Origin of the sequence: Streptomyces silaceus, assembly GCF_001419745.1 — a bacterium.
Lineage (GTDB): Bacteria > Actinomycetota > Actinomycetes > Streptomycetales > Streptomycetaceae > Streptomyces > Streptomyces silaceus.
Map to the genome: position 1 here is coordinate 1 of NZ_LIRJ01000164.1, position 208 is coordinate 208.

Genomic DNA, 208 nt, shown 5'->3' on the forward strand with positions numbered 1-208 from the left:
CGGCACCGACCGCCGCGCGCTCTTCGGCTACTTCATGCCCGCCGGCTTCGGCAGCGTGCAGCCCTCGCGGCTCAGGTCGATCTTGTTGCCGGGGGCGACGCACGGCACGAGACCGTAGGTCTGCTGCGCGTAGTTGATGCCCTCGCGGACGGTGACCTTGCCGTTCTCGTCGACCTCGCACGGGTTGTTGTCCGTGCACTCCTCGCCG

The 208-nt window shown here is 69.2% G+C and carries 1 pseudogene; it reads right to left on the bottom strand.

The features are described 5' to 3' along the window. Positions 1-27: 27 nt before the first annotated feature. Positions 28-208: pseudogene (locus AOK22_RS42775) on the bottom strand (serine protease); the annotation flags it as partial.